At 71.8% G+C, this 25,570-nt stretch carries 23 protein-coding genes; 11 read left to right on the top strand and 12 right to left on the bottom strand.

Annotated features, from left to right (window positions below; translation table 11 throughout):
• Positions 1 to 110: 110 nt before the first annotated feature.
• Entirely contained in the window at positions 111 to 1,319 is a 1,209-nt protein-coding gene (locus tag LL648_RS33880; RefSeq protein ID WP_232666897.1) for a cytochrome P450 family protein, read from the top strand.
• Between the two features lie 104 nt (positions 1,320 to 1,423).
• On the opposite strand, the gene LL648_RS33875 is transcribed toward LL648_RS33880, so the two are convergent.
• The 6 genes from LL648_RS33875 to LL648_RS33850 all read right to left on the bottom strand — a co-directional run bounded on the left by LL648_RS33875 (position 1,424) and on the right by LL648_RS33850 (position 7,912).
• The gene (locus LL648_RS33875) at positions 1,424 to 2,401 is read right to left on the bottom strand and encodes an ABC transporter ATP-binding protein (protein ID WP_232666896.1); all 978 of its coding nucleotides are present in this window, start codon (positions 2,399 to 2,401) and stop codon (positions 1,424 to 1,426) included.
• Entirely contained in the window at positions 2,394 to 3,368 is a 975-nt protein-coding gene (locus LL648_RS33870) for an ABC transporter ATP-binding protein (RefSeq protein ID WP_232666895.1), read from the bottom strand. The genes LL648_RS33875 and LL648_RS33870 overlap by 8 nt, the downstream gene beginning before the upstream one ends.
• The gene (locus LL648_RS33865; RefSeq protein WP_232666894.1) at positions 3,365 to 4,258 is read right to left on the bottom strand and encodes an ABC transporter permease; all 894 of its coding nucleotides are present in this window, start codon (positions 4,256 to 4,258) and stop codon (positions 3,365 to 3,367) included. Before LL648_RS33865 ends, LL648_RS33870 begins: the two co-directional genes overlap by 4 nt.
• Entirely contained in the window at positions 4,255 to 5,181 is a 927-nt protein-coding gene (locus LL648_RS33860) for an ABC transporter permease (protein ID WP_232666893.1), read from the bottom strand. The genes LL648_RS33865 and LL648_RS33860 overlap by 4 nt, the downstream gene beginning before the upstream one ends.
• On the bottom strand, positions 5,181 to 6,719 hold the full coding sequence (locus tag LL648_RS33855) for an ABC transporter substrate-binding protein (RefSeq protein ID WP_232666892.1): 1,539 nt from the start codon (positions 6,717 to 6,719) through the stop codon (positions 5,181 to 5,183). Before LL648_RS33855 ends, LL648_RS33860 begins: the two co-directional genes overlap by 1 nt.
• 245 nt (positions 6,720 to 6,964) lie before the next feature.
• Complete coding sequence (locus LL648_RS33850) at positions 6,965 to 7,912, bottom strand: hypothetical protein (RefSeq protein ID WP_232666891.1); 948 nt, start codon at positions 7,910 to 7,912, stop codon at positions 6,965 to 6,967.
• A 137-nt stretch (positions 7,913 to 8,049) separates the two neighbouring features.
• On the opposite strand from LL648_RS33850, the gene LL648_RS33845 reads away from it, so the two are divergent.
• Positions 8,050 to 10,008, top strand: coding sequence for a penicillin acylase family protein (locus LL648_RS33845; RefSeq protein ID WP_232666890.1), 1,959 nt, complete (start codon positions 8,050 to 8,052; stop codon positions 10,006 to 10,008).
• A 126-nt stretch (positions 10,009 to 10,134) separates the two neighbouring features.
• The gene (locus LL648_RS33840) at positions 10,135 to 10,902 is read left to right on the top strand and encodes a DUF6585 family protein (RefSeq protein WP_232666889.1); all 768 of its coding nucleotides are present in this window, start codon (positions 10,135 to 10,137) and stop codon (positions 10,900 to 10,902) included.
• 68 nt (positions 10,903 to 10,970) lie between these two features.
• Here LL648_RS33840 and LL648_RS33835 read toward each other — a convergent pair whose 3' ends face one another.
• Positions 10,971 to 11,717 (bottom strand): hypothetical protein, encoded by a 747-nt coding sequence (locus tag LL648_RS33835; RefSeq protein WP_232666888.1) that lies wholly within the window; start codon positions 11,715 to 11,717, stop codon positions 10,971 to 10,973.
• Positions 11,718 to 11,861: 144 nt separating this feature from the next.
• On the opposite strand from LL648_RS33835, the gene LL648_RS33830 reads away from it, so the two are divergent.
• Positions 11,862 to 12,857, top strand: coding sequence for a helix-turn-helix transcriptional regulator (locus LL648_RS33830; RefSeq protein WP_232666887.1), 996 nt, complete (start codon positions 11,862 to 11,864; stop codon positions 12,855 to 12,857).
• A 15-nt stretch (positions 12,858 to 12,872) separates the two neighbouring features.
• On the opposite strand, the gene LL648_RS33825 is transcribed toward LL648_RS33830, so the two are convergent.
• On the bottom strand, positions 12,873 to 13,748 hold the full coding sequence (locus tag LL648_RS33825) for an NAD(P)-dependent oxidoreductase (protein ID WP_232666886.1): 876 nt from the start codon (positions 13,746 to 13,748) through the stop codon (positions 12,873 to 12,875).
• An 86-nt stretch (positions 13,749 to 13,834) separates the two neighbouring features.
• Here LL648_RS33825 and LL648_RS33820 point away from each other — a divergent pair, with 86 nt between their 5' ends.
• Positions 13,835 to 14,179, top strand: coding sequence for a winged helix-turn-helix transcriptional regulator (locus tag LL648_RS33820; protein WP_232666885.1), 345 nt, complete (start codon positions 13,835 to 13,837; stop codon positions 14,177 to 14,179).
• A gap of 13 nt (positions 14,180 to 14,192) precedes the next feature.
• Here LL648_RS33820 and LL648_RS33815 read toward each other — a convergent pair whose 3' ends face one another.
• The 3 genes from LL648_RS33815 to LL648_RS33805 form a co-directional block, all read right to left on the bottom strand.
• Positions 14,193 to 14,927, bottom strand: a complete 735-nt coding sequence (locus LL648_RS33815; RefSeq protein WP_232666884.1) for an AfsR/SARP family transcriptional regulator — start codon at positions 14,925 to 14,927, stop codon at positions 14,193 to 14,195.
• A gap of 167 nt (positions 14,928 to 15,094) precedes the next feature.
• Positions 15,095 to 15,700: a response regulator transcription factor gene (locus tag LL648_RS33810; RefSeq protein WP_232666883.1), complete on the bottom strand. Its 606-nt coding sequence runs from the start codon at positions 15,698 to 15,700 to the stop codon at positions 15,095 to 15,097.
• Positions 15,697 to 17,952: a sensor histidine kinase gene (locus LL648_RS33805; protein WP_232666882.1), complete on the bottom strand. Its 2,256-nt coding sequence runs from the start codon at positions 17,950 to 17,952 to the stop codon at positions 15,697 to 15,699. The genes LL648_RS33810 and LL648_RS33805 overlap by 4 nt, the downstream gene beginning before the upstream one ends.
• Before the next feature lie 167 nt (positions 17,953 to 18,119).
• Between LL648_RS33805 and LL648_RS33800 the strand changes: the two genes are divergently transcribed.
• The 6 genes from LL648_RS33800 (at position 18,120) to mraY (ending at position 24,058) form a co-directional block, all read left to right on the top strand.
• The gene (locus tag LL648_RS33800; protein ID WP_232666881.1) at positions 18,120 to 19,343 is read left to right on the top strand and encodes an epoxide hydrolase family protein; all 1,224 of its coding nucleotides are present in this window, start codon (positions 18,120 to 18,122) and stop codon (positions 19,341 to 19,343) included.
• 252 nt (positions 19,344 to 19,595) lie between these two features.
• Positions 19,596 to 20,573, top strand: coding sequence for an alpha/beta hydrolase (locus LL648_RS33795; protein WP_255687103.1), 978 nt, complete (start codon positions 19,596 to 19,598; stop codon positions 20,571 to 20,573).
• A gap of 18 nt (positions 20,574 to 20,591) precedes the next feature.
• Positions 20,592 to 21,608 (top strand): helix-turn-helix domain-containing protein, encoded by a 1,017-nt coding sequence (locus tag LL648_RS33790; protein WP_232666880.1) that lies wholly within the window; start codon positions 20,592 to 20,594, stop codon positions 21,606 to 21,608.
• A gap of 65 nt (positions 21,609 to 21,673) precedes the next feature.
• Positions 21,674 to 21,997: a hypothetical protein gene (locus LL648_RS33785; protein WP_232666879.1), complete on the top strand. Its 324-nt coding sequence runs from the start codon at positions 21,674 to 21,676 to the stop codon at positions 21,995 to 21,997.
• 140 nt (positions 21,998 to 22,137) lie between these two features.
• A complete protein-coding gene (locus tag LL648_RS33780; RefSeq protein ID WP_232666878.1) occupies positions 22,138 to 22,905 on the top strand; it encodes an alpha/beta fold hydrolase in 768 nt (255 codons plus the stop codon).
• A gap of 88 nt (positions 22,906 to 22,993) precedes the next feature.
• Positions 22,994 to 24,058: a phospho-N-acetylmuramoyl-pentapeptide-transferase gene (gene mraY, locus LL648_RS33775; RefSeq protein ID WP_232666877.1), complete on the top strand. Its 1,065-nt coding sequence runs from the start codon at positions 22,994 to 22,996 to the stop codon at positions 24,056 to 24,058.
• An 80-nt stretch (positions 24,059 to 24,138) separates the two neighbouring features.
• On the opposite strand, the gene LL648_RS33770 is transcribed toward mraY, so the two are convergent.
• Positions 24,139 to 25,344 carry an MFS transporter gene (locus tag LL648_RS33770; RefSeq protein ID WP_232666876.1) on the bottom strand — a complete coding sequence of 402 codons (1,206 nt, stop codon included), beginning with the start codon at positions 25,342 to 25,344 and terminating at the stop codon, positions 24,139 to 24,141.
• Positions 25,345 to 25,570: the final 226 nt, after the last annotated feature.

Genomic DNA, 25,570 nt, shown 5'->3' with positions numbered 1-25,570 from the left:
TCCGGCTCGTACCCGTTCCGTGCGGGGCCCGACACACGGCAACATTTGCGAACGTCGTACGCAAAGCGGTATCGTCATATCGCGAACGTCGTTTGCGAAGGGAGCTCGGGATGGAACCGAACATGCTCGACCCGGCCGTCATCGCCGATCCGCGCGGCAGCTACGCCCGGATGCGGAATGCGGCACCGGTGCAGCTCGGCCGGATGTTCGACGGGACGCCCGCCTGGTACGTGACCGGCGCGGCGGAGGTCCGCGCGCTGCTCGGCGACCCGCGGTTCGTCACGAGCGTGCGGTCGCTCCCGGCGCACCTCGGCCGCGGGAGCGTCCCGGTCATGCCCGGCCTGCCGAAGGACCTGGACAACCCCACGATCGTCGACACCGACGGCCCCGAGCACACCCGGCTGCGCAAGCTCGTCTCGCGGGCCTTCACCGCACGCAGGGTGGCCGAGCTGCGGCCGCGGGTCGTCGAGATCGCCGAGGGGCTCCTGTCGGCTCTCGACCGGACGGGACCGGTCGACCTGCTGGAGGAGTTCGCCTACCCGCTGCCCATCACCGTGATCTGCGAGCTCGTCGGCGTCCCGGAGCACGACCGGCCGTCGTGGCGGCGGTGGACCCGCAACATGACGTCGATGGATCCCACCAGGCTGCCCGGCGCCATCACCGCGGTGGCCGAGAGCGTCCGGCAGCTCGCGGCGGCCCGGCGGGCCGAGCCGGAAGACGACCTGGTCACCGCGCTGGTGCAGGCGCACGACGACGGCGACCGGCTCACCGAGGGTGAGCTGATCACGATGGTCGTCGCGCTCGTCTTCGCCGGGCACGAGAACACGGCGAACCTGATCGGCAACGCCGTCGTCGCGCTGCTGGACCGCCCGGAACTGCTCGCGCGCCTGCAACGGGAGCCGCACCGGTGGCCGGCGGCCGCGAACGAGCTGATGCGGGTGTGGTCACCGGTGCAGTTCGTGCAGGTCCGGTACGCGACGGAGGACATCGTGCTCGGCGGCGTCACGATCGCGGCCGGCGACTCCGTCCTGCCCGTGCTGATCTCCGCGAACAGCGACCCGCGCGAGCACACCGACCCGGACGTCGTCGATCCCGAGCGCACGACCCCGAACCTCGCGCTCGGCCACGGCCCGCACTACTGCCTCGGCGCCGCACTCGCTCGGCAGGAGGTGGAGGTCGCGCTCACGACGCTGTTCGAGCGGTTCCCCTCGCTGGACATGACCGCGGCGCCGGAGTGGGCACCGATCCCCGGAGCGCTGCGGCTGACGCACCTGCCGGTGGCTGTCGGCGACGACGCGATGGCTACGCACCAACGCTGACCACCTACGGGGCGGCCTCGCGAGGGCAGGAAAGCCACTTTCCGGCCCTCACAGGGCAGGAAAGTGGCTTTCCCGCCCTCCCCCTGGGCACCCGGGGCCTGGGGTCACGGCTGGTTCGCAGGCGCCGACGCCACCACCGCGTCGTTGTCGACGAGCGGGAAGTGACAGGCCGCCCCGTGCTCCATCGGCGGGCGGACCTGCGCGCAGACGTCCTGGGCGAGCCAGCAGCGCGTCCGGAACCGGCATCCGGAGGGCGGGTCGACGGGCGAGGGCACCTCGCCCGTCAGCACGATCTCGCGCGCGCCCTCGACCGGGACGAGCGACGGCGCGGCCGAGAGCAATGCCGCTGTGTACGGGTGCCTCGGGCGCGCGAAGACCTCCTCCGTCGGCCCGGTCTCGATCACGCGGCCCAGGTACATGACGGCGACCCGGTCGGCGACGTGCCGGACCACGGAGAGGTCGTGCGAGATGAACAGGTACGCGACCCCCAGCTCGCGCTGCAGGTCGGCGAGCAGGTTCAGCACCTGCGCCTGCACCGAGAGGTCGAGCGCCGACACCGGCTCGTCGCACACGATGACGTCCGGCTCGGAGGCCAGCGCCCGCGCGATCCCGATCCGCTGCCGCTGCCCGCCGGAGAACTCCTGCGGGTAGCGCCGGGCGTCGGTCGCGCGCAGCCCGACCAGCTCCAGCAACTCGTCCACCCGAGCGGCGCGACGCCTCGACGGGACGAGGTCGCGGTGCGTCCGCCACGGCTCGCCGATCAGCTCGGCCGCGGTCAGCCGCGGGTTGAGGGAGCCGAACGGGTCCTGGAAGACCATCTGCACGCGCCGCCGCCACGACAGCAGCTCGGCCCCCCGCAGCGCGAACGGGTCGACGCCACTGAACCGCACCGTGCCTTCGTCCGGCCGTTCCAGCATCAGCAGCGTCCGGGCCAGCGTCGACTTCCCGCAGCCCGACTCCCCGACCAGCCCGAGCGTCTCGCCTTTGCCGAGGTGCAGGTCGACGCCGTCGAGGGCGCGCAGCCGGTGGCCGGACGCGCGGAACGTCTTCACCAGGCCGCGGGCCTCCAGCAGCTCAGGCATCCGTCAGCTCCTTCGCGAAGTGGCACGCCGCGGCCCGCCCGTCGACCTCCAGCAGCGCTGGGGTCTCCGATTCGCAGATCTCCGCCGCGAGCGGGCAGCGGGTGCGGAACGCGCAGCCGCTGGGCACGGCGGCGAGATCCGGCGGGCTGCCCTCGATCGAACGCAGCGGCTCGCCCTTCGCCGCGCCCGCCGGCACCGAGCTGAGCAGCCCACGCGTGTACGGGTGCCGCGGCCGGTCGAAGACCTCCCGCACGGGCCCGGTCTCGACGATCGAGCCCGCGTACATCACCGCCACCTCGTCGGCCTGCTCCGCGACCACGGCGAGGTCGTGCGTGATCAGCACGAGCGCCATGCTCCGCTCGGCGCGCAGGTCCGCCAGCAGCCGCATGATCTGCGCCTGCACGGTGACGTCCAGTGCTGTCGTCGGCTCGTCGGCGAGCAGCACCGACGGCCGCAGCGCCACCGCCATCGCGATGAGCAGCCGCTGCCGCATGCCGCCGGAGAACTGGTGCGGGTACGCGCGGGCGCGCGCCCGCGGCTCCGGGATGCCGACCCGCTCCATCAGCTCGACGGCCCGCTCACGCGCGGCCTTGCGGCCCATCCGCTCGTGTATCCGGAACGGCTCGGCCACCTGCGCGCCCACCTGCTGGACCGGGTTGAGCGTGGTCAGCGCGTCCTGGAACACCACTCCGAGCCCCGGCCCGGCCAGTGCGCGACGGGCGGTGTGGTCCAGCTCCAGCACGTCCGTGCCGTCCAGCCGCACCGCTCCCCCGACGACCTCCGCGACGGGGTCGAGCAGGCCCGCGACCGCCTGCGCCGTCATGCTCTTCCCGCAGCCCGACTCGCCGAGCAGCGCGAGCGTGCGACCCGAGCCGACGGAGAAGCTGACGTCGCGCACGACGTGCAGCACCCCGGTCGGGGTGTGGATGTCGACGGAGAGACCCTCGACCTCGAGCGACGTGGTCATGGGGTCGGCTCCACGGATCGTTTGCGCGCACCCGGCACGGTGAGCCGCCAGCGTTGAGCGGGGTCGAACGCGATCCGGGCCCACGCGGCGAGCACCGTCGCCGAGACGGTCGTGAGGACGATCGCGAGCCCCGGGAAGACCGCGATCCACCAGGCCGTGCGCAGCTCCTGGCGGCCTTGCGCGACCATCAGCCCCCACGACATGCCGGGCGGCTGGATGCCGATCCCGAGGAAGCTCAGCGACGACTCGGTGAGCATCACGAAGCAGAAGTCGACGGCGGCGACCGTGAGCAGCGTCGGCGCCACGATCGGCAGGATGTGCCGCCGGATGATCGTGCTGTCCTTCGTGCCGAACGTGCGCGCGGCGTCGACGAAGAGCCGGCTGCGCAGCTCGACCGCCTCGGCGCGCGCTGTGCGCAGGTAGATCGGGATCCGGGCGATGGCGAGCACCGCGATGATGTTCGCGATGCCCGGTGTGAAGACGTAGAGCACGACAACGGCCAGCAGCAGCGACGGGAAGCTCAGGATCACGTCGGCGATCCGCATCGAGACGGTCTCCCGCCAGCCGCGGTGGTAGCCGGCCCACATCCCCCACAGCGAGCCCACCACCAGCGAGAGCAGGACGGCCGGGACCGCCACCGCCATCGTCGTACCGGCGGCGACGACGAGCCGGGCCGCGACGCTGCGGCCGAGCGAGTCGCTGCCCAGCACGAAGGCCCAGCCGCGGTCGAGCGAGAGCGGTGGCAGGTTGACCGCACGCAGGTTCTGCTCGACCGCGAGCGCACCGAGCAGCGGCGGGCCGAATAGCGCGCACAGCACCACCAGCGCCAGCACGACAGCGGCCACCGCGGCGAAGCGGTCCTTGCCGAGCAGCGACAGGACCCGGCTCATGCCATCGCCCCCTGCCGCACGCGCGCGTCCAGCAGCGCGTACCCGACGTCGATGAGGATGTTCAACAGGAAGATCGCCACCGCCGTGACCAGCACCGCAGCCTGCAGCACCGCGAAGTCGCGCTGCAGGATCGAGTCGATCATCAACTTCCCGATACCAGGCCACCCGAAGATCGTCTCGACGACCACGGCCCCGTTGACCAGCCCGACGGCGAGGTCGCCCGCCACCGTCAGCACCGGCGCGCCGGCGTTGCGCAACGCGTGCCCGAAGATCACCTGACGCTCGCTCGCGCCCTTGCTGCGCGCGACCTTCACATACGGCGCGGACAGCGCCGTCACCATCGCGCCGCGCACCACCTGCACGAGCACGCCGAACGGCCGGATGAGCAGCGTGACGACGGGCAGGATCCACGCGGCGGCGCCGGCCGTTCCGGAGGTCGGCAGCCAGCCGAGCCACACGGCGAAGACCAGCACACCCATGATCGCGAACCAGAAGTCGGGGGTGCTCGACGCGGCGGAGGAGAGGAAGCTCGCCGCCCGGTCGGCCGCCGAGTTCGGCCGGTATGCGGCGAGGCTGCCGACGACGAGCGCGGCCAGCACGGCGATCACCATGGCCGCACCGGCCAGCTGCAGCGTCGCCGGGAACGCGCGCAGCACCGCCGTCGCCGCCGGCTGCGCGGTGCGCAGCGACTCGCCGAAGTCGAGCCGGACCACCTGCCCGACGTAGTCGACGAACTGCACGAGCACCGGCTGGTCGAACCCGTTGCGGGCGGCGAAGTCGGCCCGCTGCTGCGCGGTCGCGCTCAGCGGGAGGTACAGGTTCGTCGGGTCGCCGGTGAGCCTGGCCAGGAAGAACACACCCAGGATCACCACGAGCAGCGGCAGCGCGCTGGAGAGCACGCGCCGCCTCAGGTAGGCGAGCATCAGCCGGCGGGGTGCATCTCGGAGAGGCGCATCTCGTCGTAGGTCGCGGCGTTCGGCTCGTACTTCACGTTCGGTGCGAGCGCGATGATGCCCTTCATGTGCGCGAGCACGGCGTCGCGCATGATCTGGTCGTTCTGGAACGCCAGCGCCGAGGCGAACTTCGACTGGCGATCGGCCCCGGAGGCCTGCTCCGCCGCGGCGATCATCGCGTCGAGCTCGGGGGTGCCGTAGCTCGACTGCTGGCCCTTCGAACCGTAGTTGGACGCCATGGTGAAGGCGGCGTCACCGGCCTGGTTGCCGTGCTGCGCCTGCAGCAGCACCGGCCCGACGTCGGCCGGGACGGGGCCGAGCAGGTACTCGATCCACGCGTTGACGTCCAGCATCTTGATCTCGACCTTGAGCCCGGCCTGGGTCAGGGACTGCTGCACGACCTCCATCGCCTCCGCGGCCTTCGGGTAGATCCCGTTGCGGCCGATGATCGTGATCGGGGTGTCGACGGGCACGCCCGCGGCGCCGGCCTCGGCGATGAGGGCCTTGGCCCGCTCCATGTCGAACGGCACCGGCTTCAGGTCCGGGTTGTGCCCGGTGACGCCGGCGGGCACCAGCTGGGCGGCCGGCTCGCCGAGCCCGGCGAAGACCGACGCGACGAGGCCGTCCCGGTCGATCGCGTAGTTGATCGCGCGGCGCACGCGGATGTCGTTGAGCGGCGCCTTGCCGGCGTCCATCCGCAGGTAGGAGGTCTCGTTGTTGGGGAAGGTCACGCCGCGGTCGCCGGCGCCGTCGGCGGGGGCCAGCCCGGTGGCGACGTCGGCCTCGCCGCTGCCGACCATCGCTGCGCGGATGCTGCCCTCGGCCCGCCAGACGTACTCGGCGGCCGCGTAGTCCGGCGCCTTGCCCCAGTACTTGTCGAAGCGGGCCAGACGCAGGCTCACACCCTGGTTCCAGGCCTCGATGCGGTAGGGGCCGGTGCCGATCGGTTCGCGCACCTTCGCGGTCGCGCTCGTCGTGGTCGGGACGATCTCCACGAACGAGAGCCGCAGCGGCAGGATCGGGTCGGGCTCCGCAGTGCTCACCTCGACCGTCGAGTCGTCGACCGCGGCAGTGGTGAGCGTGCTGTCGTCGAACACGTACCCGTCGACGTGGCAGCCGATGTCGGAGGACACCGCGCGGTCGATCGAGAACTTCGCGGCAGCGGCGGTGAACGGCGTCCCGTCGTGGAACGTCACGCCACTGCGGAGGGTGAAGCGCCAGGTCGTCGGCGAGGTCTGGCTCCACTCCGTCGCGAGCGACGGCTCCAGCGCACCGGTCGAGGGCACCCGCTCGGTCAGGGCCTCGGTGATGTTCGCCCTGGTCACCCGGCCCGTCGGGGAGAGCGAGGCGTCACACGGCTCCAGGGTCGGCGGCTCCTCCGGCAGGACGATCCGCACGGTGTCGGACGCGGCGGCGCCGTCGGTGTTCGCGACCGAGCACGCGCCTGTCAGCAGGACGGCACCGGCGGCGGCCAACGCGGCCACACGCGATCGCAGAGGGGACGTCATCGTTCCTCCTTGAGCGGCTCTCCGTTCACACAGAGCCACTCTGTCTACATCTGAAGACGCGGTCTACTTTTGTAGACGGGAGTTAAGCCGGACAGACGGGTGAACGTCAAGTGCAGAAGCGGCGCCCGGTCCGTCACGCACAGCGAACGGCGCCCATACGGACGCACAGCAAGTTCCCCACCGTTTTGGGTGGATGCGCGCCGAAAACGCGCGCAAGTGCCCAAAACGGTGGGGAAGTTGGCGGCCTAGCGGCGCTCGACGACCAGGAAGGGGTCGTTGTCGAAGACCGACGCGGAGATCGTGTACGGCACACCGGACGCGTCGAGTCGGCTGGTGAGCTCGGTGGCGAGCCGCTCCGGCACACTGCCCGCGATGAGGCTGTTGATCTGGTTGCCGGGGGTCTTGCGGAACTCCTCGGCGCCGATGTCGGCCGTGACGTCGAGGTAACCCTGGCCGGGGAAGTCGTTCCACAGCAGTTCGAGCGTGGATTCGCCCTGGCCCGCGAGGACGGCCTGCAAGGCGACCATCGTCTCCTGCACGGCCGCGGGCGGCACGGCCTTGCCCTCCCCCGTCCTGGCCGACCACCGCGCGCTGTGGCGCTCGTCCACCGGCTCCCCCGCACCCACCCGCCACATCCCCGTCGCTGCCTCCGGGAACCGGGCGTTCTCGATCGCGGCGAACGCCTCGACCACCCCCTGCGGTGGTGGCGGCCAGCCGAGCGGCAGGTCGCCGGAGAGGTCGATCTCGGCCGGCTGCCCACCCCCGTTGCCCACGACCACCTCTGCCGCCGGGTAGGCGGCGGTGAGTGCCATCCACGAGCGGGTGGCGGCCTCGATGACCTCGGGCGGGACCTCGGGCGGCACTCCCGCGACGGTCAGCCGGGCGCCGGCGGGTGTGCGCAGTTCCAACGAACCACGCAGCGCGACGAGCGAATCGGCGCGCAGCCCGGCGAGACCGTTGCGAACGATCGCGACGACGTCGTCGGGTGCCGCGCCCGCGACGACGTCGACCTCGAAGCGCAGGTCGCCGTTGTGCTTGATCGTCGGCTCGCCGTAGCTCGACTCGGCCGACCCGACGCCCGGCGTGGCGCGCAGCGCGGCGGTGACCGCGTCGACGTCACCGCGCGGGTCGGCGCACGCCACGAGCAGCGCGGACGCCAGGGCGAGACCTGCGAGAAGGCGCGCCACCTGCATCGAACCGACCCCTCACCTTCCTCGTCCGTCCCCCGAACGGACGTCGTCGAGATCGATCGTCGGACCGACGCCGGTAGCGGTGATCGTTCCTAGCGTTGCCGGTGAACGGAACCGCTGATCACCGGAAGGACCCCATCGTGCTGAAGCAGACTGCCGCGATAGGCCTCGTGCTGGCCGTCGCGGCAACCGCCGCCTGCGACACGGCGGGGCCGAGCACGCCGGCAGCCACCGCGCCGGCCACCGCGCCCGCCGCCGTCCAGCAGGCGCCGCACATCGTCGCACCGAACCATCTCGAGCTGGGCCGCGGGATCGGGTACGCACAGGCGAAGGACCGGCTCTGCGAGCTCGTCGGGATCTTCGCGGCCGCCAAGGGGCAGAGCGGCGACGTGGCCTCCGACGTGCAGTTCCGCGACCTCCGTGAGCGGCACGTCGTCGAGGACGTGCTCGCGCAGCCCGCGCCGAAGGGCCCGACGCAGGAGGTGCGCGACCTGATCGCCGGCTACACCGACGGCTACAACCGGCTCGTCCGGGAGGCCCCGGCGTGCGGTGCGACGCCGATCGAGGAGATCGACGTCTACCGGTTCGACTACGTCGTCGGCCTGGAGGGCTACAACCGCGGCATGAAGGGCATCGCCGACGCCGAGCCGCCGGGCAGCGAGAAGGCTTCGGTCACCGTCGCGCCGCCGCGCCAGACGGGGAGCAACGCGATCGCCGTCGGCAGCGCCGGTTCGAAGTCGGGCAAGGGCGTGCTCCTGGGCAACCCGCACGTCCCGTGGAGCGGTATCGCGTCGTTCTGGCACTCGCGGCTGACGATCCCCGGCGTGCTCGACGTCGAAGGCACGCAGATGCTCGGCATGCCGGTGATCTTCAACGGGTACAACCGCGACGTCGCGTGGTCGGCCACCATCTCCACCGGCATCAGCTACGCGCTCGTCGAGCTGCAGCTCGTGCCGGGCGACCCGACCAGCTACGTCGTCGACGGCCAGCCGCGCAAGATGCGGCACACGGCCGAAGGGCTCTGGCACACCGACTTCGGCCCGGTGCTGGAGCAGATCAGGACGAACGCCTGGCTGTCCGGCGAGGAGGTGACGAAGCTGCCCTGGTCCGAGCGGACGGCGTACGCGCTGCACGACGCCGCCGCCGACCGGTTGACCGCGCTCAACGCGATCTCCCGGTTCCCGCAGGCCGGCTCGACCGGCGACCTGCAGGTGGCGCTGGAGGAGGGTGGCGGGACGGCCCGCACCAACATCGTTGCCGCCGACCGTGCCGGCGACGCGATGTTCGCCGGTGTGCAGGTGATCCCGGCCGTCGACACCACGGCGTGCAGCACGGCGCTGGGCACGCAGCTGTACCCGCGCACCGGCGTCCCCGTGCTGGACGGCACCCGCTCGGCGTGCGCCCCGCAGGGCACGGTCGCCATGACGGACATGCCGGTGCTGCACAGCGCCGAGTACGCCACGAACTCGAACGCCTCGCACACGTTCGCCCACGCCGGCGGTCAGCTCAGCGGGTTCCCGCGGATCTTCGGCGACGAGACCGCACCGAACCTGCGCACCGAGCACGGGCTCGCCGAGATCCAGAAGCGGATGGGCCGGTTCGACGCAGCCGAGATGCAGCAGCTCGTGCTGGAGAACCGCAACTCCGCGGCCGAGAAGAACCTCGACACGACGCTCGCACAATGCGCGGCGTGGACGGACCTGAAAGCGGCGTGCGACGTGCTGGCCGCCTGGGACCGCCGCAACGACGTCGAGAGCCGCGGCGCACTCCTCTTCGACGTCTTCTGGGCGAAGGGCGGCACCCGCACCGCGCTGGCCGCGGCCTGGCTCGCGCTCGGTGAGACGGCCGACGACCAGCTCGGCGACCACCAGTTCATCGAGCGCGACGGGAAGCGCATCCCGATGCACGGCGGCCCGTCGAGCTCCGGGGTCTACAACCTGATCAACATGGCGGACGGTGACGTCGCGGACGGTTCGACGTTCCTGATGGCGGTCGAGTTCACCGACGCCGAATGCCCCGTGGCGCACACCTTGATGGCCCCGCGGGACCCGGCGCAGTTCTCCGCGAAGCAGTGGCAGCCGGGAACGCTCTGCCGGTGACCTGCATCACAACCGAGAAGTAACCCCAGCCCTTCCTCCCGCATCCCGGTCGTCACTCCTGCACGAGCTCCGAGTGGCATGGATGCGGGAGGAAACATCGTGATGACGTGGGTTCCGGTGGGATGCGTGCCGGACACGGTCAGGACCGCGGCGCTCGCGTACGACCTCGGGGCACGCTGCCTCGTCCATCGCGTGACACCGGGCCGGATGGCCGTCACGGCCGCCAAAGGGATCCTCACCGCGGCCCTGACCGCGTTCCTCGCGTACCTCTGCGCCACCGCGGCTGCCGACGGTTCGATCTTCCCGGCCGTCCTCACGGGCGCGCTGGCGGTCGCGGGCGTCGTGTTCCTCGCGACCATCGTGCGGGCGGTGCGCGCTACCGGCGACACGATCTACCGGTTCGACTCCGGCCTCGTGCACCAGCGCCGGGCCGCGACACGCGTATTCCGGTGGGACGACGTGCAGCTCTACCGCGACGTCGTGCGGAACGTAGGGCGCGGCGGCGGGACCGTCTCGATGGAGTACACGTACACGGTCCGGCGGCCCGACGGGGAGGCCGTCGTGCTCGACCACAACATGTACTGGGACATCGCGGAGCTCGCGAAGGACGTGGAGCAGGCCGTGATCGACGCCCGCTTCCCGCTCGCGATCCAGACCGTCATGGACGGGGGGACGGTCGGCTTCGGGCGGTTCGGCGTCGACCTCGCCGGGATCCGCGACGGCGACGACGTCGTGCGGTGGGACGACGTCGACCGGGTCGAGATCGCCGACGGCTACATCGGGATCGAGCAGCTCACCAAACGCCGAACCCCCCGCTACCCGGTGCGCTCGATCCCTAACGTCGTCGTCTTCGCGGGCCTCGTCGAGACGGTGCTCGGCGCAACCCGCCGCTGACTTCCCCACCGTTTTGCCAACCTGCACGCCGTTTTGCCCGTGTAGATGGGCAAAACGGTGGGGAACTTTCAGTCGGCGAGCAGCCGCATCGCGAGCTGGGTCTTGGTCAGCTGGTGCGGCGCGAGCGCGATGCGCCGGTCGACGATGAGGCTGCGGACGGCCTTGACGGTGTGCTTCGACCTGGTGGGGCGGCACTTCACCGAGAGCTCGACGACGTTGGCGCCGCCCGGGAACTGCCACGACTCGACGTCGATCCGGTAGCCCCGCTCCACCGAGCGCAGCCGCACGACGTCGATCGGCCCGAGCACGACGAGGTCGTCGAGATCGACGCTGGGGGCGGCGACCTCGACCAGCCGACGCTGCGGCTCGTCGAGGAGGTTGCGAGCGGGCCGGCGAGCGGCCATCCGGTCGGTCACCGCCCCCGCCTTCAGCCTCCTCGCGATCGAGCCGGACCACGTGACGGATGCCGGCAGCGCGTCGAGCTCGACGACGAGGTTGCGCCCGCGCGGCGGCTTGCCCCGGCACGGCCGGCGCAGCTTGACCACGACGTCGGCGCGGCGGCCCGTCGAGCTGCCGGGTCGGCGCAGCTCACGGGCCCTGACCACGATCCCGCTCCGGGCCAGCGCAAGGGCCGGGGTGTCGAGGAAGTACACCCGGCGCAGCGACGGGACGTGCAGCTGCGGGCCCAGCATCTCGACGGCGTCGGCCAGGTGCTCGTCGAGCAGCACCTTCAGCTCGACGCTGTCGACCCTCCCAGCCGTGCCGAGCGCGCCCGGGAGCGCTCGCCAAAGGCTCCCCGCTTTCGTCCGCACCATCCCCCCAGATACCCGGAAACCGGAGAAAACAGCCGGTTCCTCGCGGGATTCAGCGTAGCGACCGAAAGAAGGCATGCACGCCCTTTACGGCCAGGTCGGGCACTTAGGACCACCTCGGACCTATTTGCGTGCCACTCTGGGGCTGTGCTCGAGACCTCGGCAAGGCTCCTGAAGCTGCTGTCGTTGCTCCAGGCCCACCGTGAGTGGACCGGCGCCGACCTCGCGGAACGGCTCGGCGTCACCACCCGCACCGTGCGCCGCGACGTCGACCGGCTGCGCGAGCTCGGCTACCCCGTGCACGCCAGCCGTGGCACCGCCGGCTACCAGCTCGGTGCCGGCGCGGCACTGCCGCCGCTGCTGCTCGACGACGACGAGGCCGTCGCCGTGGTCGTCGGGCTTCGCACGGCGTCGGCCGGCTCCGTGGCCGGCATCGGGGAGACGTCGCTGCGCGCGCTCGGGAAACTGGAGCAGGTGCTCCCCTCGCGGCTGCGGCACCGGGTGGCGACGCTGCACGCCGCGACCGTCCGGGTGGACGGCGCCTCCGGCCCGCCGGTGAGCCCCGACGTGCTGATGGCCGTCGCCGAAGCGTGCCGACGGCACGAGGTGCTCCGCTTCGACTACACCTCACGCGTCGGCGGCGCGTCGGTCCGCACGGTCGAGCCGCACAGCCTGGTCAGCTTCGTGCGGCACTGGTACCTGGTGGCCTGGGACGTCGACCGGACCGACTGGCGCACCTTCCGCGCCGACCGGATGGCGCCGCGCATCCCCAACGGCCCGCGCTTCACCCCTCGCGAGCCGCCCGAGGGCGACGTCGTGACGTACCTGTCGAACCAGCTCTCCATCAAGGCGTGGCGGCACCAGGCGACCGTCCGGCTGGATGGCTCCGCCGACGAGCTCGCCGACCGGGTCTGGCCGGGGATGGGTGTGCTGGAGACGGTCGACGCGTCGAGCTGCCTCATGCACGTCGGAGGCCCCTCCGCGACCGACCTGGTCTGGATGATCACGTCGGTCGGCGTCGGGTTCACGCTGGTCGACGGGACGGCGGAGGTGGCTGCCGCGATCCGCGAGCAGGGCAGGCGGTGCCTGGCGGCCGTCGACAACGACGTTTCGGCTGTTGTTAGCGCTAACAAACCGCCATAATGTCGTTGTCGACGGTCACCGCGCGCGGACGCTCTCGTAGATCCGGGCGACGCTCTCCTTGCCGAACCCCGCATCGATCTGGCGGCGCATCAGCTCCTGCACCATCTCGACGGCCACCGGGTCCATGCCCTGCGCCCTGCTCGCCTCGACCATCTTCGTAAGGTCGGAGAACTCCAGGCTCTGGTCGTCACCCTTCAGCGTGTAGTCGCCGCTGTCGATCACCTCGGCCAGCCCGGCGAAGGAGGCCGTCATCGCCGACTGCCACGGCGCGGCCAGCTTCGCGAAGTCGCGCGCCGACATGCCGGAGGGCGCCACCATCGCCGCGCCGTGGATGAACCCCGCCCACATGACGTACATGCCGGCGAGCAGCGCGATGTCGTACAGCGAGGCCAGGCCCGCGTCCTCCCCGTAGAAGATGCTGGCGCCCCAGAGGTCCAGCAGCGCGCGGTGCTGCTCGAACACGGCGGTGTCGCCGCTGTAGAAGATCGAGGACCCCGGCTTCCCGATCATGTGCGGAACAGCCATGATCCCGCCGTCCAGGTACCGGATCCCGGCTGCGGCGGCCCAGGTGGTGAGCTCGCGCGACTGGTCGGGCGACGTCGTGGTCAGGTTGACCACAACCCGTCCGGCGAGGTCGGCCGCGTGCGGATCGAGCACCTCGTGCACGGACTCGTGGTCGAACAGGCAGACGACCACGACGTCCGCCGCGCGCACGGCGGCACCGACGCTCGACGCTTCCACCGCGCCCTGCTTCACCAGATCGCCGGCCTTGCCCTCCGACCGGTTCCACACCGTTGTGTCGTGGCCGGCCGCGACGACCGCCGCCGCCAGCGCGTGGCCCATCGCGCCCAACCCGAGCAGGCTCACCCGGTTCGTTTCTGTCTTCGTCATGCCACGATCCTTTTCGCAGCAGGTACGTTTGACCAGTACCGACTATTTAGTGGGATACCCACCTTTTGGTAAGCAAGGAGCGCGGCATGGCGAGATCCGGCCCCTACTTCTGCGGGATCGACGCCGCCATGGACGTCGTCTCCGGCAAGTGGAAGTCGCTGATCCTGTGGGACCTGGAGGCGCACGGCACCCGTCGGTTCGCCGAGCTGCGCAGGGGCCTACCGGGGGTCAGCGAGAAGATGCTGATCCAGCACCTGCGCGAGATGGAGGAGGACGGCCTCGTGCATCGCGAGGTCTACCGCCAGGTGCCGCCGAAGGTCGAGTACTCGCTCACCGAGCACGGCATCTCCCTCAACTCGGCGCTGGCCGCGCTCGGGGAATGGGGTACCGAACGCATCCAGCGGATCAACGCCGAGCGCGTGCACGCCTGAAAACGGGGGCCGCTCAGCCGGCCTGCAGGATCTCGCGGTGCAGGTGCTGCACGCGGGCCGACGGTTCCATGCCCAGCTCGTCGACGAGCGTCGCGCGCAGCCTGCGGAAGGCGTCGAGCGCCTGCCGCGGCCGGCCGGCGAGCGAGAGCGCGGTCATGTACTGGGCGGTCAGGTTCTCGTGCGTCGGGTGGCTGGCGCTCAGCGCGGCCAGGTCGCCGAGCACCGCGAGATGCCGGCCGAGCCGCAGCTCCGCGTCGATCCGGGCCTCCAACGCGGCGAGCCGGCCCTCTTCCAGGCGGGTCACCTCGATCGCGAGGACCGGCCCCACCGGCACGTCGACGAGCGCCGGTCCGCGCCACATGTCGAGCGCATCCCGGTAGAGCCGGGCGGCCGTCGCGGGATCGTCCTGGTCGGCCGCGGCCGCACCGGCGCGGACCAGCCGCTCGTAGCGGTTCGCGTCGACGCACTCCGGGGCGACGTCGAGCAGGTAGCCGTTGAGGCGGGTCGCGACGGCGGCCTTCCCGGTCGCGAGGTGCTTCCGCACCTGCATCACGTAGGTCTGCAGCGTGGCGCGTGCGCTGGGCGGCGGGCGGTCGTCCCAGAGCTCGTCGATGAGGGTCGCGCCGGGGACCACCTGCCCCGCACGAATTGCCAGCAACGCGAGCACCTGCCGCGGCTTCGCCGCGCTCGGCGCGACCGGACACCCGTCCAGCTCGGCCACCAGCGGCCCCAGTACGTCGATCTCCACGGTCGGACTCCTCTGCAACGACGAACAGGAGAAGTCCACCGCGCCGGGCGGCTGCGCGGATGTGCCACAGACACCATCCGGTGATGAAATTTTCACGCCCCGCCAACTCCGCGACGCCCGCATACCCCGCCGCGGTAGGCGGGCCGTCCACGCTGGGACCTGCCGGGTCAGAGCCAGCCGCTGTCGCTCGCGATCCGGATCGCGTCCACCCTGTTGCGGGCGTTGAGCTTGCTGATGATCGTCGTGAGGTAGTTGCGCACGGTGCCGGGTGAGAGGAAGAGCTTCGCCGCGATGTCGCCGGGGTCGGTGCCGTCGGCGGCGAGCCGCAGCACGGCGAGCTCGCGGGCGGTCAGCGGGGACGTCCCGCTGTCCAGCGCGGCCAGCGCGAGCTGGCTGTCGACCACCCGCTTGCCCGCCGCGACGTCGCGGATCGCCGCTGCCAGGTCGGCGGGCCGCGCGTCCTTGCCGATGAACCCCTCCACCCGCGCGGCCAGCGCCCTGCGCAGCGTCCCGGGGCGGGCGAGGCTGGTCAGCACCAGTATCCGCACCTCGGGCAGCTGCTCGCGCAGCAGACCGGCGGCGGTGATCCCGTCGATGCCGGGCAGGTCGATGTCGAGGACCGCGACGTCGGGCCGGTGCCGCAGCGCGGCCGGCACGATCTGGTCGCCGGCCGCGACCTCGGCGACCACCTCGATGCCCTCCTCCAGTCCGAGCAGCGCCACCAGCGCGCCGCGGACCATGTGCATGTCCTCGGCGAGCAACACCGTGATCACCGGACGGCTCCCAAGATCACCTCGTCGTGGATCGGCAGGGGCACGGCGGCATGCAGCCGGTACGTCGTCTCGCCCGCCCGGCCGGCGTCCAACCGGCCGCCGAGCGCCTCGACCCGTGCGGTCAGGTTACGGATGCCCGTTCCCGCCGCCGAGACGGCCGCCTCCGGCGCGCCGTCGTTCACCATCTCGATCGTGACGGAACGGCCGCTGCGGGCCACGACGATCTCGCAGCTGCGCGCCTTGCTGTGCCGCAGCAGGTTGGTGGCGCCTTCCCGCAGCACCGTCGCGAGCACGGTGCGCACGTCGGCGGGCAGGGGCCGCCCGTCTACGTGCGTCGTGACGTCGATGCCGGCGGCGGTCAGCAGCCGGACGGCCGACGAGGCCTCGTCCTCCAACGACAGGTCGTGGGAGCTGCGGGCGACCGCCCTGGCGTCGAGCAACGCCTGCCGGGAGAGCGCGAGCACCTCGTCGAGCTCGCGGTCGGCGCGTTCCGGGTCGATGTCGACGAGCCGAAGCGCCAGCTCGGTCTTCAACGTGATCGCGGAGAGCGAGAAGCCGAGCAGGTCGTGCAGGTCGCTGGCGAAGCGCAACCGCTCGGCCGCGACGGCGAGCGCCGCGCGCTCCGTCCGCGCGGAGTGCAACCGCACCACCAGCGAGCGCAGCCGGGTGAGCGCGAAGATCTCCAGCCCGTTGTTGAACGAGGCCTGGACCAGCCACGTCGTCCAGAACCAGTCGCCGCTGTACATCTGCGGCACGAGCGCGGTGCTGGCAACCAGCGCGACGAAGGTCGCGGTCGCGGCGGCGGGGCGCAGGATGAGCAAGGCGGTGCCCGCGGCGGCCCCGAACGCGACGGGAACGACCGAGCCGAAGAGCACGATCGGGGTGAACGCCAGCACGAGCTGCGCGCCGAACGCGGCACGCACCGCCAATGAGCGCGGATCGGCGCTGGACCGGCTGACGACCAGCAGCTGGAGCAGCAGGCTGGTGAGCGGGCAGGCGATCGAGACCACCAGCGCGGCCGGGTCGGGCACGGCGAGGATCGAGATCATCGACGAGCCGATCGCCATCACGCAGAGCAACCCGATCAGCGCCCACGTCGCGAACCGCGGTGCCTGCTCGGCCGGGACGGGGTACCTGGTGGCGCGCTCGGGCCGGTCGGTCTCCACACGCAACGGAACCGCGACACGCACCCGGAAGCGCCCAGGCCCGTCGGCGCCCGCCTCGAGCGTCCCACCGAGTGCCGCCGCCCTGCGCGACAGCGCGTCCAACGCGTTGCCGCCTGTGCCGGGCTCCGCCGCAACACCGTCGTTGCCGATGTCCAGCACCACCCGGTCGCCCTCGCCGGCCAGCACGATGTCGCACCGCTGCGCACAGCTGTGGCGCAGCACGTTGGTCACGGCCTCCCGCAGCACCGTCGCGAGCAGCGTCCCCACCTGCGACGGGACGGCCGTCCGGTCGCGGCGCACGGTCACGCTGACTCCGGCGGCCGTCAGCGTCGACCGGACGGTTTCGAGCTCGCGGTCGAGCGGCAGCTCGCGGTAGGTGCTGGCGACCGTCCGCACGTCGGCGAGCGCGCTGCGCGAGAGCTCCAGCACCTGGCCCAGTTGCTCGCGCACCTCGTCGGTGTCGGTGTCGAGCCTCCGGCGTGCCAGCTCGGTGACGACGGTGATGGCCGAGATCCGCCGCCCGACGAGCTCGCGGACGGCAGCGGCGAACCGCAGCCGCTCCCGCGTCACGGCGGCGTCGGCGAGCGCCGTGCGGGTGTCACGCAACTCGCCCGCCGACCGACGAAGGCGAGAGAGCCCGTAGATCACGATCGCGAGGAGCACGGTCTGGACGACCGTGTACACCGCCTGCGGGATGTTCTCGGCGTCGAGCCACCTGGCCACCCCGGCGAGGACGACCACCACCCCGAAGAGGGGCCACGCGATCACCGGGCGGAACACGAGCAGCGCGGTGCCCGCCAGGAATCCCGGCAGCCCGAGGAACGCCTGGCCGAACCAGAGCTGCGGGACGCAGATGAGCAGCGCCTGGAGGCCGACAGCCGCGAGGACGCGCCACGACCGCAGGTCGGTGCGCGGCGAGCTCAGGTACAGCTGGATCACGACCAGGGTCACGACCAGCGGCGCAGCGATCACGGCCGCGACGAGCGGCTGGCCCTGTTTGACGATGTGCGTCAGCGCGTTGAACGCGAAGTTGGCCACGACAACAGTCACGACGAACTGGACGAAGCGCGGCGCAAGCTCGGGCATCCGCCACCAATCGGCAGCGCCGCCCCCAACAGCGCCGGCCTCCACATCCCGCTGACCAGTCACGATCGCCTCGCACCGCCGGGCGCGGTATCCGGTCTCCGCGCTGACCGCATCCTAGCCAGGACGGTTCCAGCCAGGCTCCAGCGCGCATTCCTAACGTCCGGGCCATGACTGCCGACGCAGCGACAGACGAGGTCGCAACCGCGATCACCCCGTTCCGGATCGACGTCCCACAGCAGGCGCTCGACGACCTGCGCGCCAGGCTGGCCAACACCCGGTGGCCCGGCGAGCCCGCCGGCAACGGGTGGTCACGCGGGGTCCCGCTCGATTACCTGCGCGAGCTGGCCGAGTACTGGCGCAGCGGTTTCGACTGGCGCGCGCACGAGGCGCGCATCAACACGTTTCCCCAGTTCACGACGTCGATCGACGGGCAGACGTTCCACTTCCTGCACGTGCGCTCCCCCGAGCCGGACGCGCTGCCGTTGCTGCTGACGCACGGCTGGCCGAGCGGCCCGGTCGAGTACCTGGACGTGATCGGCGAGCTCACCGATCCCCGCGCCCACGGCGCGCCCGACGCACGCGCGTTCCACCTGGTCATCCCGTCGCTGCCGGGCTTCGGGTTCTCCCAGCCGGTCGACGGACCGGGCTGGGGCGGCCTCTTCCGGGTGGCCGGGGCGCTCGACGAGCTGATGCGCAGGCTCGGCTACGACCGCTACGCCGCCCACGGCAGCGACATGGGCGCCGGGATCGTCGGCATGCTGGGGATGCTCGCGCCGCACCGGCTCGTCGGGTCGCACGTGGCCGGGCCCGGCCCGTTCCCGCTCGGACCGGCCCTCGACCTCGACGGGCTCTCCGAGAGCGACCGCGAGCGTGCCGAGCGGTTCAACACCTTCCGCGAGTTCGGCACCGGCTACCTGCAGATCCAGTCGACGCGACCGCAGACCATCGGCTACGCGCTGAACGACTCCCCCGTCGGGCAGCTGGCGTGGATCACCGAGAAGTTCCAGGAGTGGACCGACCCCACGAAGGCCCTCCCCGAGGACGCCGTCGACCGCGACCGGCTGCTCACCACCGTCAGCATCTTCTGGTTCACCGGCAGTGGCGCGGCGACTGCGCACATCCTCTATGAGGGCATGCAGGACTACCGGCAGTTCGCCGCGCAGGCGGCGTCGGGCTGGGGTGAGAGCACGTCGGACGCCCCGCCGGCGCCGCCCGGCCCGCCGTCGGGCGTCGCGGTGTTCGCCGCCGACCACAGCATCCGCTCCGTGATCGACCCTGGCGGCCAGCACTCGCACTGGGCGGAGTACGACTCCGGCGGCCACTTCCCGGCGATGGAGACCCCCGAACTCCTGGTCGGGGAGCTCCGCACCTTCTTCGGCCCGCTCGCCTGAACCGCCTCCGACGGGCCTGGCGGTCGGGGTGCCTGGAAAGCCACTTTCCCGGCCCCACACGCCGGGAACGTGGCGTTCCCGGCATCGTGTGCGTCCCGCACGCGAGGGCACGGTGGGTTTGCTGAACCTCTGTGCCACCCGCCAGGTGGCGGAGGGAACGCCCCGGACCGGGTCGGCACGGCGGTCGCGGCGTGGGGTCGGGTGGGAGCAACATCGATGTTGTCCCCGCCGCCCACCGCCACGGAGCTGCAGATGACCTCGATCGACTCCCCGCCGACCATCCCGCTCGACCCCGAGCTGGCCGCAATGGCGCCCGTCCTGCTCGAACGGTTCGCCGCGATCCAGAACGCGGACCTCGCCGAGACGCGAGTGCTCATGGAGCAGTTCCGCGTCGAACGATCGGCCGACCTCGACACATCGGGCGTCGAGATCGAGGAGCTGACCGCGCCAGGGCCCGCGGGCGATCCCGACATCGCGCTCACGGTCGTCCGGCCCCGCAAGCGCGCCGCCGGCGCACCGGGCATCTACTCGATCCACGGCGGCGGGATGATCATCGGGTCGCGGCTCGACTCCGTGCCCGAGCTGGTGCAGTTCGCGACGGAGCACGGCGTGGTGGGGGTGTCGGTCGAGTACCGGCTCGCCCCGGAGCACCCGGACCCGGCGCCCGTCGAGGACAGCTACGCCGGGCTCGTCTGGACCGCGGCGCACGCGGCGGATCTCGGCATCGACCCCGAACGACTGATCGTCATGGGCGCCAGCGCGGGCGGCGGGATCGCCGCCGGGGTCACGCTGCTCGCGCGCGATCGCGGCGGCCCGCACCTCGCCGGATCGGTGCTGATCTGCCCCATGATCGACGACCGGGACGCGACGCTGTCGACCCGGCAGCACGAGCAGGCCGTCGTCTGGGACCGCACGGCGAACCGCGGCGGGTGGGACGCGCTGCTCGGCGACCGGCGCGGCGGCCCGGACGTCTCGATCTACGCCGCGCCGGCCCGCGCTACCGACCTCTCCGGCCTGCCGCCGACGTTCCTCGACACCGGGTCCGCCGAGGTGTTCCGCGACGAGGTCGTCGAGTACGCGTCGAAGATCTGGGCCGCGGGCGGCCGTGCCGAGCTGCACGTCTGGGCGGGCGGCTTCCACGGCTTCGACGGGCTCGCCGCGCCGGCGGCGATCTCCACCGCGGCTCGCGAGGCCCGCGAGGCATGGATCCGCCGTACGCTCGGACTCTAGGACGACCCGGGAGGGCTCATGCGGGAGCTCGTCGGGCGGCTCTCGGGGCTCGACCCGACCGCCACCGAGACGCTGCGGGTGATCGAGTACTTCGACACGCTCGTCGAGGGGCACGTCGGGCTCGAGGCCTTCCTCCGCGGCGCGGCGGTGCTCAGCGGCGCGCCGGCCGGGCTCGTCGTGCCGGAGCGCAGGCTCGCGCTGCGGGTCGACGCCGGCGGCCGCCGGACCGGAGCGCGCACCACGGCCCTCGACGGGTGGTCGTCGCACCCGATCGGCGCAGGGGGCACGGTGTGGATCGAGCGCGACGGGCCTGCCCACGCCAACGACCGGATGGTGCTCGAACGGCTCGCGATGGGTGTCGCGGTCACGCTGGACCGGACGTCCCTCGCGGACGCCGACGTCGGCGGCTGCATCGAGCAGCTGATCGACATCCGGGTGCGGCTCGACGAGCGGCTCCGCGCCGCCGACCGCCTGCACCTGCACCGTCCGGTCCGGGTGATCGCCGCGGCGCCCGACGACCCCATCGCCCGCCGGGCGAAGCGGTCGACGCTGGTCAGCACGGTCGCCGGGGTGGTCTTCGCCGTGCTGGACGACGCGGAGCAGCCAGCACCTGAACGAGCCGGCATCGGACGGACGGTGCCGCCGACGGAGGTGGCAGCGGCCTGGACCGAGGCGCTGGTGGCGTTGCGCCTCACCAGCGCCCGTCGCCCGGTTGTCGCCGCCGACGAGCTGGGGGCGCTCACCGTGCTGGCGGCGGGCGTCGACGCGGGCGCGGCGGAGCCCCCGGACGTCGTGGCGCTCGGCCGGCTCGTCGCGGGCAACCCGGCACTGCTCGACACCCTCGACGAGCTCGCGGCGCACGAGAGCGTGCGCGGGGCGGCCGCCGCGCTCGGCGTGCACCACTCGACCCTCCAACACCGGATCGCCGCGGTCCGCGCCGAGCTGGGCTACGACCCCGGTGAGCACGGCGGCCGGCAGCGGATGGCGCTCGCGCTCGCCGTCCACCGGCTGACGCACACCCGCTTCGACTCCTGATAAACGTTCGGTAAGATCTCCTACCGGGCACTCGGGATCAGTCGCTTTGACATTTCAGGAGCATCATGTCGATCGTTCTGCGGGCAATGGCTTCCACGGGCGTCACCGTCGCTTTCATGGTCGGCGGCATCGTCGGTGTGACCGGATCGGCCGCAGCCGGGGAGGTGGGGGCGGCCGCAACTTGCGCCACTCAGCTCACCAGCCCGAACAGCTATCGGGTGAACTGCACCGGGATGGGCCCTGGCGTCAAGGTCCGCGCATGGGTCAGGTGCGGCAACGAGAACTACAAGGCCGTCGGCCCGTGGCGGGGTAATGGCGAGACCAGCGAAGCCTATTGCAACTGGGACGACGAGCTCCGCTCGAAGGGGCAGGAGTTCGCCCAGTTCTGAGCAACGATCGACGAGCGACCCCCGGGCGGAAAACCGCGCGGGGGTCGCCCGCTTTCGAGCGAACCGACCAGCGGAGAGTACTGGACCGTCCAGTTCCGCCCCTCTACAGTACTGGACGGACCAGTACTGAGGAGGCCGGCATGAAGATCACGTCGAAGGACGGGACGACGCTCGCCGTCGAGCGGTCGGGCAGCGGACCGGCGCTCGTGATGATCGACCCGGCGTTGGGGTTCTCCGGCTTCGACAACATCCGCAGACTCGGCGAGCTGCTGGCGGCGGACTTCACCGTCCACACCTACGACCGGCGCGGGCGCGGGAGCAGCGGCGACACCACGCCGTACGCCGTCGAGCGCGAGATCGACGACCTCGCGGCGATCATCGAGGCCGCCGGCGGCAGCGCGCACGTCTACGGCTTCTCCTCGGGCGCGCTGCTGGCGTTGCACGCCGCGGCGGCCGGCGTGCCGATCGAGCGGATGGCGCTGTTCGAGCCACCGGTCCGCGCGGAGGGCGAGCCGCCCGACACGGCGTTCACCGCGGGGATCGCCGAGCTGCTCGCGGCCGGCGACCGCGACGGCGCCGTGCGCACGTTCCTCACCGCGATCGGCGTGCCCGCCGAGATCCTCGCGGAGATGGCGCCGTTGCTGCCAGCGCTCGCACCGGTCGCGCCGACGCTGCTCTACGACTGCGCGATCTCCGACACGCTCACGTTCGACACGCTGCGCGCCGTACCGACGTCGACCGTGGTGCTCGACAGCACCGGCACCACCGAGGACATCACCAGCGGCACCGCGGCCGTCGCGCGAGCTTTGCCGGCCGGCATCCTCCGTCGCCTCGCCGGCGGCTGGCACGGTGTGCCGCCCGAGGCGCTCGCGCCCGTGGTCGCGGAGTTCCTGCTGAGCCCTGGTTGATCCGCAGCGCGACGACGCCCCGGTTGAGGCCCGCTGCCGTGATCGCGAGAGGATCCGGCTGAGCGACAGGCGACGGAACGGGGTCGAGGTGCGGGGGATCTTCATCGCTGCCGGCATCGCGTTGGCACTGTCCATCCTGCTGACCCCGTACGTGATCAGGTTCTTCGCGCGGCGGGGCTTCGGGCAGGAGATCCGCAGCGACGGCCCGGAGAGCCACCTGGGCAAGCGGGGGACGCCCACGATGGGCGGCGTCGGGATCGTGCTCGCGCTCTGGGCCGGCTACGCGGGCGCGCACCTCGTCACCGGCACGCCGATGACCTGGTCGGCGATCCTCGTGCTGCTGCTGACCACCGCGCTCGGCGCGGTCGGGTTCGCCGACGACTTCCTCAAGCTGCGCCGCAAGCACAACACCGGGCTCGGCGTGACGTCCAAGCTGGTCGGGCAGACGCTGACGGCAACGGTGTTCGGTGTGCTCGCGCTGCGCATCGCCGACGGCGGCGGGCTCACCCCGGCCTCCACCGCGATCTCGTTCGTCCGCGACATCCCCATGCTCACGCTCGGCGCGATCGGCTTCGTCCTGCTCTGCAACCTGATCGTCGCGACCTGGTCGAACGCGGTGAACCTCACCGACGGGCTCGACGGACTCGCAGCGGGCATCTCGGCGATGGCGCTGGGCAGCTACGTGATCATCGGGTTCTGGCAGTACCGCAACCTGTGCTCCCTGGTCGAAGCCCCAAGCTGCTACGAGGTGCGCGACCCGCTCGACATCGCCGTCGTGGCCGCCGCCGCGATGGGCGCCTGCATCGGGTTCCTCTGGTGGAACGCCGCCCCCGCCAAGATCTTCATGGGCGACACGGGCTCGCTCGCGCTCGGCGGGTTGCTCGCCGGGATCTGCATCGTCACCCGCACCGAGCTGTTGCTGCTCGTGATCGGCGGGGTGCTCGTCGCCGAGACGCTCTCCGTCGCGATCCAGGTGGTGATGTTCAAGAGCACCGGGCGGCGGATGTTCCGGATGGCGCCGTTCCACCACCACTTCGAGCTCGCCGGATGGGCCGAGACGACCGTCATCATCCGCTTCTGGCTCATGGCGGCGATCTGCGCGGCGCTGGGGCTCGGCCTGTTCTACAGCGAGTGGCTCGGCCTCGTCAGGTAGAAGTTCCCCACCGTTTTGGGTGGATGCGCGCCGAAAACGCGCGCAAGTGCACAAAACGGTGGGGAAGTTGGCGTCAGCGGTCAGCGGTCAGCGGTGACGGTGGTGCTGCGGCCGGCGACGAAGCCGGAGACGAGCTGCGCGGCGACGACGGCGAGCAGCGCGACCAGCGCCCACTGCCAGCTCCGGGTGGCGCTGTGCACGAGCCCGACGCCCAACGCGACGGCGGCGGCGATCGCGTAGCCGACGCCCTGCACGACCGACGAGAGTCCGGCACCGACGTCCCGGTCGCCGCCGCAGCGGATCGTGATCACCGTGAGGGCGAGCGCGACCGAACCCATCCCGATGCCCTGCAGGACCGTCCACAACCAGGGCAACTCGCTCGGCAGCACGAGCATCCCGACCACACCCAGCGCCGCGACCACGGCGAACCCGGCCATGTACCCGACCTGGTCACGGGCCCGCTTCGCGAGGATCGGCACCGCGAGCGACACCGGGATGCCGAGCACCATCACGACGGCGAAGTGCAGGTTCGCGATCCCGGCCGGCAGGCCCGCCCGGTCCTGCAGGATGCCGGTGAGCCAACCCATCAGCGTGAACGTCACCCCGGACAGCGCCCCGAAGTGCAGGGTCAGCGCGACAACCGTGCCGCGTGGGCGCAACGCGCGCGGACCGACGGTGGAGCCTGCGCGCGGGACGTCGTGCGGGTTGACCGCCTCGGCCGAGATCCGCCAGACGACCCAGCCGGCTGCGGCGAGCAGGGCCCAGCACGCGGCGCCCGTCTGCCAGCTGCTCTGTGCCGCGACCACGGGCGTCACCAGCGCGCCGGCCGAGCTCCCGACGCCCAGCGCGGTGGTCAGGCAGACCATGCGGGTCCCGCGCTCCTGTGGCGCGCCGGCCTGCACGATCACCGGCAGCAGCGCACCGAGCACGGAGATCGCCACGCAGGCGAGCACGGACCCGCCGAGCAAGAGCAACGGGCCTCCCGCAACACGCACGGCGAGCGCGACGGCGAGCGCCGCCAACGCGCCGCCGACCACCGGGTTCGTCCCCCACCGCGCACGCAGCCCCCATGCCAGGCTGCCGCCGACCGCGAAGCACCACAGCGGCGCCGAGACGAGCACGGCGTACGCCGCGGGTGACATCCCGGGCGCCGCCTGTATCTGCATGCCGACCGATCCGACGGACGTGATCGCCGGGCGCAGGTTCACGCTGAGCAACACCACCGTCGCGGCGCCCGTGATCGATACGTACACCCCGGAACGGACGAGCTGACCTGCCCCAGTCATTGGAAGCCCCCTATCCGGGACACGGGCATGAAACGCCCTAGTCAGAAGTTGCGGAATATGCACCGGATACCGAACGGCCCGGATGCGTGCGAAGGCTAACGATCAGCCGGGGGGCAACTCTGAACAGTTCCTATAAGCCACCTGACAGGTCCCTAGCGTTCTAGACCCGTGTCTGACCAGGCACGATGTGTCACTACAGGACAGCCACAGGCAAGTGTCTGGATCA

Source organism: Pseudonocardia sp. TRM90224 (genome assembly GCF_021245725.1).
Classification (GTDB): Bacteria; Actinomycetota; Actinomycetes; order Mycobacteriales; family Pseudonocardiaceae; genus Pseudonocardia.
This window is presented reverse-complemented; position numbering and strand designations above follow the sequence as displayed.